Source organism: Paraglaciecola sp. (genome assembly GCF_051252315.1).
In the GTDB taxonomy this organism is placed as follows: Bacteria; Pseudomonadota; Gammaproteobacteria; order Enterobacterales; family Alteromonadaceae; genus Paraglaciecola.
Genome location: NZ_JBPOFP010000143.1, coordinates 1 through 10306, shown reverse-complemented (window position 1 = coordinate 10306; position 10306 = coordinate 1). Strand labels below are relative to the sequence as shown.

Annotated in this window: 8 protein-coding genes; 3 read left to right on the top strand and 5 right to left on the bottom strand. The window is 37.6% G+C overall.

The window, feature by feature from the left end; translation table 11 throughout:
- Positions 1 to 107: 107 nt before the first annotated feature.
- Complete coding sequence (locus ACSHXM_RS19235; protein ID WP_435691559.1) at positions 108 to 1019, bottom strand: LysR family transcriptional regulator; 912 nt, start codon at positions 1017 to 1019, stop codon at positions 108 to 110.
- Positions 1020 to 1209: 190 nt separating this feature from the next.
- On the opposite strand from ACSHXM_RS19235, the gene ACSHXM_RS19230 reads away from it, so the two are divergent.
- A complete protein-coding gene (locus tag ACSHXM_RS19230; protein WP_435691557.1) occupies positions 1210 to 1734 on the top strand; it encodes an NADPH-dependent FMN reductase in 525 nt (174 codons plus the stop codon).
- Positions 1735 to 1866: 132 nt separating this feature from the next.
- Here the strand turns inward: ACSHXM_RS19230 and ACSHXM_RS19225 are convergent, their stop codons facing one another.
- Positions 1867 to 2319: a hypothetical protein gene (locus ACSHXM_RS19225; protein WP_435691555.1), complete on the bottom strand. Its 453-nt coding sequence runs from the start codon at positions 2317 to 2319 to the stop codon at positions 1867 to 1869.
- Between the two features lie 128 nt (positions 2320 to 2447).
- Between ACSHXM_RS19225 and ACSHXM_RS19220 the strand changes: the two genes are divergently transcribed.
- Both ACSHXM_RS19220 and ACSHXM_RS19215 read left to right on the top strand, forming a co-directional pair.
- Positions 2448 to 3344, top strand: coding sequence for a LysR family transcriptional regulator (locus ACSHXM_RS19220; protein WP_435691553.1), 897 nt, complete (start codon positions 2448 to 2450; stop codon positions 3342 to 3344).
- 381 nt (positions 3345 to 3725) lie between these two features.
- Positions 3726 to 4544, top strand: coding sequence for a glycoside hydrolase family 11 protein (locus tag ACSHXM_RS19215; RefSeq protein WP_435691551.1), 819 nt, complete (start codon positions 3726 to 3728; stop codon positions 4542 to 4544).
- 275 nt (positions 4545 to 4819) lie between these two features.
- Here the strand turns inward: ACSHXM_RS19215 and ACSHXM_RS19210 are convergent, their stop codons facing one another.
- From ACSHXM_RS19210 to ACSHXM_RS19200, 3 genes are all read right to left on the bottom strand, one after another.
- Positions 4820 to 5431 carry a DNA-J related domain-containing protein gene (locus tag ACSHXM_RS19210; RefSeq protein WP_435691549.1) on the bottom strand — a complete coding sequence of 204 codons (612 nt, stop codon included), beginning with the start codon at positions 5429 to 5431 and terminating at the stop codon, positions 4820 to 4822.
- 49 nt (positions 5432 to 5480) lie between these two features.
- Entirely contained in the window at positions 5481 to 7496 is a 2016-nt protein-coding gene (gene recD / locus ACSHXM_RS19205; protein ID WP_435691547.1) for an exodeoxyribonuclease V subunit alpha, read from the bottom strand.
- Positions 7490 to 10306: 3'-5' exonuclease (locus tag ACSHXM_RS19200; RefSeq protein WP_435691545.1), on the bottom strand; the 2817-nt coding region annotated here is incomplete at its 5' end. The genes ACSHXM_RS19200 and recD, both read right to left, overlap by 7 nt.

The window sequence follows — 10306 nt, the reverse complement described above, 5'->3', positions numbered from 1 at the left end:
AAACTAGAGAAAACCAGCAAGTAAACACAATAGATTTTGATCCAAGTATTGGGACATTAATCAAGCAATGCTCAAACAATCACACAAGCATAAATGTGCTGCAGTAATTAAGCTAAATTATTCACTACATAATCGATAAAACAACGCACTTTAGACGGCATATATTTTCTACTTGGGTAAACCAAATGCACTTCAATCTGTTGTTTTTTATACTCTTTAAACAACTCAACTAATTGACCTTGTTGGATTTCTTGTCCTAAATTAAAGCTCGGCATTTGGGTAATGCCTTTTCCATCAATACACATGGCAATTTCCATCTCAGCACTATTGGTTAAAATGTGGCTATCTACTTTTACCGAAATTTGGCTACCATCCAGATCAATAAACTCCCAAACATTAGGTTGCTTTAAATTACTGTAACTTATGGTTTTATGCTCAATTAACTCCCTAGGATGATTAGGCGCACCAAATTTTTTGATATAGCTCGGTGAGGCAATCACCATTGAATTAGATTTTAAGATACGTCGACTGACCAAACTAGAGTCGTCTAATTTTCGTGATGCCCTTATGGCTAAGTCAAAGCCTTCAGATATTATGTCTACCTTGCGATCATTAAGTTCTAGCTCAATATATATCTTTGGATATTCAGTCATAAAATCAGAAATAAGCGGTCTGAGTGTAGATAAGCCTAAACTCACAGGACAGCTTATTTTAAGCGTTCCCATAGGTTCATCTTGCAAACCTAACAAAGCCCCAGTTGCTTGCTGTGTTTCATCCACAATCTTTTGACACCTCAAATAAAACGCTTCTCCTTCAGCGGTTAAACTCAAGTTTCGCGTAGTTCTATTCAGTAAACGGATCCCGACTCTAGCCTCCAATTTATTCAGTTGTTTACTAATATGAGAGGTTGAATGCCCAGTAACAAGCGCTGTTTTAGTAAAACTACCTTGATCGATTAAAATGACAAACAAAGCAACGCCGTCAAATAAACCCGAATCATAAGTACGTTCATAATCCACAATTATTCACCTTCATCTTTGCCTTCATCTTGAACTTTACCTGCACCTTAATTTTACCGCATTAAAGAATTGCCAAGGTCATTTTACAAACGCCATAACAAGTCATATGGAAATAATAATTATCCATTTTACACGTATATCAAATAATAAAACTATTTATAATGGTTTCAACTTAATAAGGAGCCGAACAATGAAATTATTAGCTTTTGCAGCCAGTAACAGCCGCCAGTCAATTAACAAAAATTTAGTCAATTACGCGAGTCAGCTAGTAGAAGCTGAAGTTGAGTTGTTAGACCTTAATGATTTTGAAATGCCGATTTACAGCTCTGACAAAGAAAATGAACATGGTATTCACCCGTTAGCTGAAAGCCTTTATGAAAAGATTAGCCAATCTGATGCAATTCTAATTTCTTTTGCAGAACACAATGGTTCTTATACCTCTGCCTATAAAAATATATTTGACTGGATGTCACGTATCAATCAAAAAGTGTTTCAGAACAAAGCTATGGTATTACTAGCAAGTTCGCCTGGACCAGGCGGCGCTAAAAACGTATTAAACAGCGCTGTGACATCAGCACCCTACTTTGCTGGAGACGTAAAAGGTAGCCTGTCTATACCGAGTTTTTACGATAATTTTGATATGCAAACAGGTAAGGTATCAAATCAAGAAGCGAATCAAGAACTCGAATCTATCATGCAAAAGTTAGTGGCTTAAAAACGACCTTGTTAGGTTTATATCACGCACATTAAGGTATAAACCTAACAGATCCATTATCTACATAGATGAATGTACTAAGCGCTTTGAAACCACTTACAAATTTTGGGATTACTCGTTAAGGGGACTTTATTAAGCTTTCTCTTCTAATATTGTCTGTAAATTCGATATACCTTTAGAAGCTCTATCAGTTAGATCTTTTTTTAACGCGACGATAATATCAGAGCTCTCAGTTAATGTTGAACTCCTACTATGGTATTGCAATTCTATACGACTCTTATTTTCTTCATCAGCCTCAAATTTAATTGTCATTTGAGGCAGTACCCCAGTTAAATTACCTTTAGTTAAGAAAAACTGATTAGTTTCACATTTTACAACTTCAATGGTTAATTCGTGTTCACCATCAGGAAGAAGCAAGGTCTCTGAATAAGTTTTTCCAACGCTAGCATGAGGAAGACTATTTTTTGACTTAATCCCTTGCACGCCTGGAAACCAATCGCCGTAATAATCCATATTGGTAACATAATTAAATACTGTGTTTACTGGTACTGAGATAGTTCCACTCGTTTTGCTAAGTTCAATCATTTCTTTCTCCTGTTAATACATTTAAATAGAACATGTTGAACTATATAGCCAGCGTAGATTAATATATATTGAATAATAGTAAGCCTTAGATTAACTAAATAGAAATCAAAACCAATAGAGTTAACACAATGTCAAAGCTCACTCAGTATCAAACGTTTATCACTGTTTTTGAAAAAGGAAGTATCACAAAAGCCGCAGCAGTACTTAATCTATCAGTGCCCGCGATCAGTAAGCAACTAGTGCAATTAGAAGAGCGTTTACAAGTACAACTTTTTCATCGGTCACATAAAAAGCTAGAAATTTCAGCGGCAGGAAAACTATTTTATCCAAAATGCAAAGAGATACTTTTGTCAATATATCAAGCAGAAGAAGAGCTATTATCAAATCAAGAAGCAATAAGTGGCATAATATCAATTACGCTTTCTAAAGCTTTGTGCCGCTCTAGAGTTTTTGATGCGCTATCTGGTTTTGTAAACATCAACCCTTTGATTAAGTTTGATATTCGTTTTAGTGATGAACTAGAAGACCTTTATGACAAGGATATTGACTTTTCCTTTAGGTTGGGCCAGCCAACTGACAGTAACTCTGTGGTTGCTATGCCCTTATTTGAAACACAGCTAATTGCCTGCGCTACGCCAAATTACATACAAGAACATGGAATACCAAAGAGCTTCTCCAAACTAGGCAATGCTAAGTTAATACTTATTTCTGAACTAAATCCCGCAGGGCAACTAAAAGCCTTTTTAAACAAGAAAAATTTTGATTACACCAACTCTGTATCACATTCAACAAATGATATCGAAGCCGTGTTCCAATTAACCAGTGCAGGTTTAGGGATTGGCTTGATGTTAGATGTTTCTATTCAAAACGAGCTAGATAGTGGCGACTTTATTTCAGTTTTAGCAGATAGTAACCTGCCCAGAAAACGTTTGTATCTGCTTTCAAAGAAAAGCCAATGGCAGACTAAAAAGCAACGAGTATTTAAAAAGTATATTAGAAAAACATTAGCCGAATTAAACATGTAGACGTAAATGGTAGCCTGTCTTTACCGAGTTTCTACGATAACTTTGATATGCAAACAGGCAAGGTATCAAATCAAGAGGTTAATCAAGAGCTCGAATAAATCATGGAAAAGAACAATTTTCACATAGTCTTTTATTAGAAACCAAGGTTCTGCTTAAATACAGCCCTGTTTAAGCTGCTTAAAGTTAAAAAAACAATCTATACGGTCTTTCTGCACAGATAAATTAAGATGATAAACCAAAAACGTAATGGTACTTAAGTGGCATATCTGGAAATATTCAATTTAAGATTTAGCCAATCGAAGTTAGCTGGCTAAGTATATTAAAGGTCTATCCGTTTTAAGGTCTACCAGTTTTAGGGCCTGTCACTTTAAGGAGTTTATCTTGAGAAAACCATTAGGTTCAATAGTCACAATTGTATTTATGGCGGGTTTATTTAATGCTTGTGATAGCAACAACACTACCGTTCAAACCGAGCAAAACCTTGCTACTAAAAGTTTATCCATTGATAAGTTCAAGGCATACACTCAACAATATAACAATAAGACTAAGATCACTGATAATCACGCTACCGGTCACATAGGTGATTTTTTCTTTACCCATTGGAAAGACGGCGGTGCCGCTTCATTAACCATGGATACAGATGGCTCTTTTAGTGTCAGTTGGCAAGGTGGCGGCTATAACTATGTTGGCGGTCCGGGTTGGCATTTTGGAGACACCGACAGGATCATAGGTTACCGATTTGATGAAGATAGTGGAGCTAACTTTGTCACCCTTTACGGCTGGGGCTACGATAAGAATATGCCTAAAGACGATCCCTCGCACTTAGTTGAATACTACATATTGCAAAGATGGACTTGGGATCCTAGTCAAAATGCAGTGTTTGGTAAAAAGTTTGTGAGTAATGGGATTGAATATTCGACTTATCGTTCTATTCGCGAGCAAAAACCGTCGATCAATAGTACCTCAACCTTTTACCAATATTGGAGTAAACCTAACGAGCAACAGCCACTAGGTAAAGAAGGTAAAATCATTTTTGCTGACCACGTTAAAGCATGGGCTGACAGCGGTTGGATAATTCCTGATATGAATAACTTTAACGCAAGTGATGACCCAACGTATCAGGTTATGGCCGTTGAAGTGTTTAACCCAGCAAAAGATGGCACATCTTCTGGAAAAGTTTGGGATGCTAACTCAAAATAAAATTTAACTAATTAACCTGAACTCGGGATAATGAGTGTCGTTTAAAATTGAGTTTAACTAGAATTCAAATGCTTACAAATATCCCCCTAGCTATGTTCGGATTAAGGGTGACTCGATGACGAAATTTTTCGTGTATAGCAAGGCGGATTGTCGTACGTAATAACGTGTTATTGCTAGACAATTCAACGCCGCTAGGCACAAAAAGAGCGTTATCGAGAGGCTCGGCTAATCCCAGGCTCAGGTTATTTAGGCTCTTTTATAAGATAAGAGCCTGATTAGCAATATACTCGTAAACTCTCAAACGCTTGATGTAATAAACGCGTGTGCTCATTATCCCCTCCCTTGTCAGGGTGATGCTTGTGTAACATTTTACGATATTGTTTTTTAAGGGGGACTAGATCCACTAGTTCTGCTAATTCTAGTAACTGCAAAGCTTGTTCAATTGATATTGACGATGTTTGTTTAGACTTTCTCCAAGTTAAACTCTGCCAAAAACTATCCAGTAAATTTTCTACTTGCTGTTGGTCAGTGTCTGATAAATGTTGCCAATTTAGATAATACTCGCGAAGTTTATCTTGAGCCTTGAGGCCAGGGATGCCAGCGACCCAAGGTTTAATTTGAATACATATACAATCAATTTGTAACAAACCAAGTTGCTCTTTTATTAAGCTGTCTCGCAAGTGATAAAGAGCATTAAATACAATAAAATGGGTTTGGAATAATACCAAAGGGTTTTGTAGGTCGAGCTGGGAAAATACTTTATAAGCGGGTGATTGTAAGATTTTTAACAGCTCGTATTCTGATAAACCATTAGGATGATCACTTATAATACTGCGCAACATGTCTTGCAGAGGCAACCAATCTGACGGTGTGTTTTGTTTAGTCATGTTAGTTATACTTCTGTCACCTAAATTGCTCTCCTTTAAAATCTACAATCTACAAGCCGCTAAAATTATTTAATCTATCGGCCAAGCCACTACTTCGAATACATTGTTGTTCTAAACTTAATGTGAGTGCTTGAGGTTGTGCATACAAATAGAAGTGTTTTCTAGCTCGAGTTAGGCCCGTGTAAAGCAACTCTCTGCTTAAACCTCGCGCCGCAGTTTGATTCTTTACTACAGGTAAACACAAATAAACAGATTCAAACTCTGAGCCTTGGCTTTTATGAATAGTCATAGCATATAAGGTATCGTGAGATGGTAAACGACTTGGCAGCAAGCCTCTTACATTTCCTTCAGGGGTAATAAACCAAACTTTTATGAGATCGGCATGCTCCGGATCACCCATCACAATACCTATATCACCATTAAATAGTTTTAGTTGGTGGTCATTTTTGTTCAGCATAATTGGCCGACCAAGATAAAAGTCTCGGGTTTTATCAATCAGGCCTTGTTTATGTAATTCATTTTCAATTAAGTTATTTAACTGTTCAACGCCCCAATATCCTGTGCGTTGGGCACATAATACCTGTTGCTGATGCAAACAATTAAAGGCTAGTCGTATGTCTCCTTGCTTAATCGCTTTAACATACAGGTTAAACACTGGTAAAAGTTTACTGATCAGCTGTTTTAATATTTGCTCTTCTACTTTTTTTAACTGGCTTTGTTCGCCTTGTTGCACAATTTTGTGCCAGTGGATATCGGTCAGTGCTTTTTCTTTTAGTAGCTTATTCACCATTAAACAATCACCTTGTTTAATAGATTGGGCTAACTGCCCTATCCCACTCTCGTCGCTAAACCTATGGCTCTTAACCAGATTAACCAGGTTATCTTGTAGGCCATTGATTGTCTTACTTGAAGTGTCGTTTGGACTAGATTCTGGTAACTCGTCAATCAAACTATTCAACTTTTCTAACATACTGGTGCTGTAGGTAGAAAGGCCATTGTTAACAACTTTACTCTGCTCAAGATCCACATGGCAAATATCGGCTAACACGCTACCTGTTTCAACGGATGCTAATTGATTTTGATCACCTAACAAGATCACCTGAGCATGCTCGGGCAATGCACAAAACAACTTTGTCATTAGGGGCAAGTCGACCATAGAAGCTTCATCTAACACCAAAACATCAAGATGTAATGGATTCGATGTATTTGCCTTAAAATATGGGCTCATGGGCTTAGCACCAAGCAATCTATGGATTGTTTGGCACTGTTCAGGCAGGTTAGCTTGCAATACCGCGGGCAGTTTTGCTTTGGCTCCACTAATTGATTCAGTTAGCCTAGCAGCCGCTTTGCCTGTAGGTGCAACTAGTTGGATGTTTAATACTTTATTTTGCTTTGCAGCAACACCTTGCAGCAACGCCAACAGTTTTGTCACCGTGGTGGTTTTCCCCGTACCCGGTCCGCCACTTATGACACTAAACTTTTGACAAGCAGCCAAAGCCACTGCCACTTTTTGCCAGTCTATTGGATCTTCACTTGTTTGTTTGTGGCTAGGAAAAAGTTCAGCTAATAAATTTTTGGCAAGTTCTAAGTCTAATCCATGAAACTCTGCTGATTTCTTTTGAATAATATCTGCTAACTGAACCTCATATTGCCAATATCGTTGAAGGTAAATTTTGTTATTTTCAACAATGAGTGGTTTTGCTAATTCATTTGTTGTCAGACTTTGGTCGGTTAATACCTGTACACAATTGGCTTGCTGTAAATAAGCAAACAACTCAGTTTGAGATGGCATTAGGTAACCTGGAAACTTGAATAAAGTGACTTGATTTAATTCTACACAGGTATGTTGTTCTCCGGTTTGTTTGCTAACAAAACCTGCAACTAAGCTAATACACACTCTCACTTTTGCAGGTAAACTTGCTTCTTGTTGGTAGACAAAATCTGCAAACGCGCCGTCAATTGCTCTGAATATCCGCGAACTAATTAACAGCTCCAACATACTTTGCCAATTGTCTAGAGCTTCATTAACCGGAGCAAGTGAAGGATTGTCGTTTTCAATTACCATAAACCTAGTTGCCCCTGCTGTTCAGTTTCAGCATTATTATCTTGATGCTGATTTAATGATATTTGACTAGCATCACCGCTAAACAACCTATCTAGATTTTCAATTAGGGCCTGTTCTGGTTTCATAAAATAGACCCCATTAGCGCATGGAGTTTTAGAGACCTGTTGGGTTGTCATGCCTCTTACAAACAAATAATAGGCGCCACCTACGTGGGTTGAATACTCATAATCCAATAATCTATTTTTAAGCCACCTATGTAGTGCCAAAGTATAAAGTATGGCCTGTAGGTGATAATCATGCTCGGTCATACAATGTTGCATTGCCACTTCATCATAGGCATTAAAAGACTCACCTAAGTGATTTGATTTATAATCTGCTACAAAAAACTTGCCTTCAAATTCAAATATTAGGTCGATATATCCCTTAATCATGCCGTTAAGATCATCGAACTGATAATGCCTATGGTATTGAGGATAAAACCCGTTTATCACTTGGTTAAAATCTTCAACTTGTACTTGATGTAAAGGCATATAAAATTCCATTTCAACTTTAACTTGCTGACTAGATAAAGCAGAAAGTGAAAGTTGTTTTGCATTGCCGCTCACATGAGGATTATCTTTATTCAAGAAGCTAATAGGCGCATGAATAACATCCGTTAACCAAGTTTGCAGACATTCAAACCAACTTGTATCAATTGAAAACTTAATGGACTGCTTTTCAATCACTTCGGGCATATTATCTAGATTTTGAAAATCCAAATTCTCTAACACACCATGTAAGAAAGAACCTGCATTAGCACCTCTTTCAAACGTAAAAGGTGATTGAACTAGTTCATTCATTTCCTCTGACAATAAATAATTGCTCTCTGGACTAGTTTCGATATTGGTATCGTGATCATGACCTTCATCTAAGCCAGGACTTGGTACATCAAGATGGATTTGCTGGCGGCTAATCGCAGAATAACTTGTTAGTCGCCAAGAACGAGTGACAGGGCTATTAAGTGTTAGGCAACTTAGCTGTTGCAAGTCTTGTTTATTTGACTCTACATACTTAGTTAATGGTGGGATCTCTGAGAAGCGAGCATAAGACACATCATGCTCTTGGGCTAATTGCATTAATCTTTGAGCGATATGATCATTACTAATTGTGCTATTTACCTCGGCATCAGCAGGTTCACTTTCAGACAACAATATATTGCCTATAGCAGACTGGCTAAAACCTGATACTTTCTTATTTTTACCTAAAGCATTGTTCCAAAGTCCAATTTGGCAATAATACACAGCTCGGGTAACTGCTACGTATAGTAAACGAATATCCTCAGCTAAACGCTCGAATTCTGATTTAAACAAAGATGTATCTTGTTGCAAAAAATCAACCTCAAGGGCTTCATTTTGGTTGTGATAAATCGCATCTTTACTGACTTTATAATCTGCAGCAAAAGGAATAAATACTAAAGGAAACTCTAAACCTTTAGATGCATGTAAGGTGATGATTTGCACCAGGTTTGAGTCACTTTCAAGGCGCATTTGTTGGCTTTCGCTATTTGCATCAGGCTCAAGTATGCTCGCCTCGAACCAATGAATTAGCTGAGACTCCCCTACCAACTGCAAACTTTGTTGTTGTAACAACTCAACCAAATGTTGCAGATCAGTAATACGCCTTAATCCGTCTTTAAAATTAGCGAGCAGCTCTTGTTCAACATTAAAAAAATTAAAAGCTAACTTTAAGGCGCGCATTACACCTTGTTTAGACCAAGCTTGAAACCATAAAAATCTTTGTTCCAGTACATTTTGCCAAACTAGTTCATCATTAAATAATTCATCCAGTTGCTCGGTATTTAACGAAAATAATTCACTCATTAGCGCTGTTTTTAACAGTTTCTCTTCGCTTGGTTGGCTCATTGCTTTAAGCAATCGGAATAGATCTTTGGCTATGTCGGTTTGAAAAACACTGGAACGAGACAAATAAACACTGTCTACATTCACCTCAGCTAACGCTAACTTAACTATGTCTGCTTCATATCTAGTCCGCACTAATACACAACAATCTCCTGCGCTAACAGGTTTACCATTTATATTCGCTTGACCTTGATTAGCTAAACTCAACCACTTACTAATTTGATTAGCCATGTTTATGGCCAAAATAGGTTGGGCGGCACTCGCTGCAACTATGGGTGAGTTCTGATCACAATAGTGTTCGAAGTGTAAACTTTGAATAACTTGACCTTGTACTTCAAAACCCTGCACATTTTTACCCGCAGACACCGGATAAAATGGAATGTTGTTTTCAAACAAAAAACCTTTCGCGCTTGATTCAAATAGATGATTAATTGCTTGTACAAGTTTAGGAGCAGATCGCCAGTTGGTTGCTAATGTGAAATGGCGTGTTGGATCGATGCGTTTTTTTGCTTCTATGTAAGTGAATATATCCGCGCCACGAAAAGCATAAATAGCTTGTTTGGGATCACCAATCATTATCCAGCATAAGTTTTGATTAAGCTGTTGTTTAGAATGTGGTTGGCCAAATTCTTGTTTAAGGTCAGTTGGATTCGAATAGATTTCGCTAAACACATCAAACTGCACAGGATCAGTATCTTGAAACTCATCGATTAACGCTGCGGGATAGGCTTGGCGAATAGCCGCGGCTAAAGCGTTGTTATTGTCATTTAAGGTAAGAGTCTGAGCGTTGGTGTTGGCGTGAGTGCAATCCGTATTAGAATTAGTATTAGAATCACTATTGTTATTAGATCCAGTTAACAAAGCCTTTTGTAAACCCGACAATAAATCATCTGGAGACAACATATGTAACCG

Excerpts from the sequence above, each read along its gene's own strand:
- ACSHXM_RS19230 (WP_435691557.1), top strand. The coding sequence starts at position 1,210 with ATGAAATTATTAGCTTTTGCAGCCAGTAACAGCCGCCAGTCAATTAAC.
- ACSHXM_RS19225 (WP_435691555.1), bottom strand. The coding sequence starts at position 2,319 with ATGATTGAACTTAGCAAAACGAGTGGAACTATCTCAGTACCAGTAAAC.
- ACSHXM_RS19220 (WP_435691553.1), top strand. The coding sequence starts at position 2,448 with ATGTCAAAGCTCACTCAGTATCAAACGTTTATCACTGTTTTTGAAAAA.
- ACSHXM_RS19210 (WP_435691549.1), bottom strand. The coding sequence starts at position 5,431 with ATGACTAAACAAAACACACCGTCAGATTGGTTGCCTCTGCAAGACATG.
- recD (WP_435691547.1), bottom strand. The coding sequence starts at position 7,496 with ATGGTAATTGAAAACGACAATCCTTCACTTGCTCCGGTTAATGAAGCT.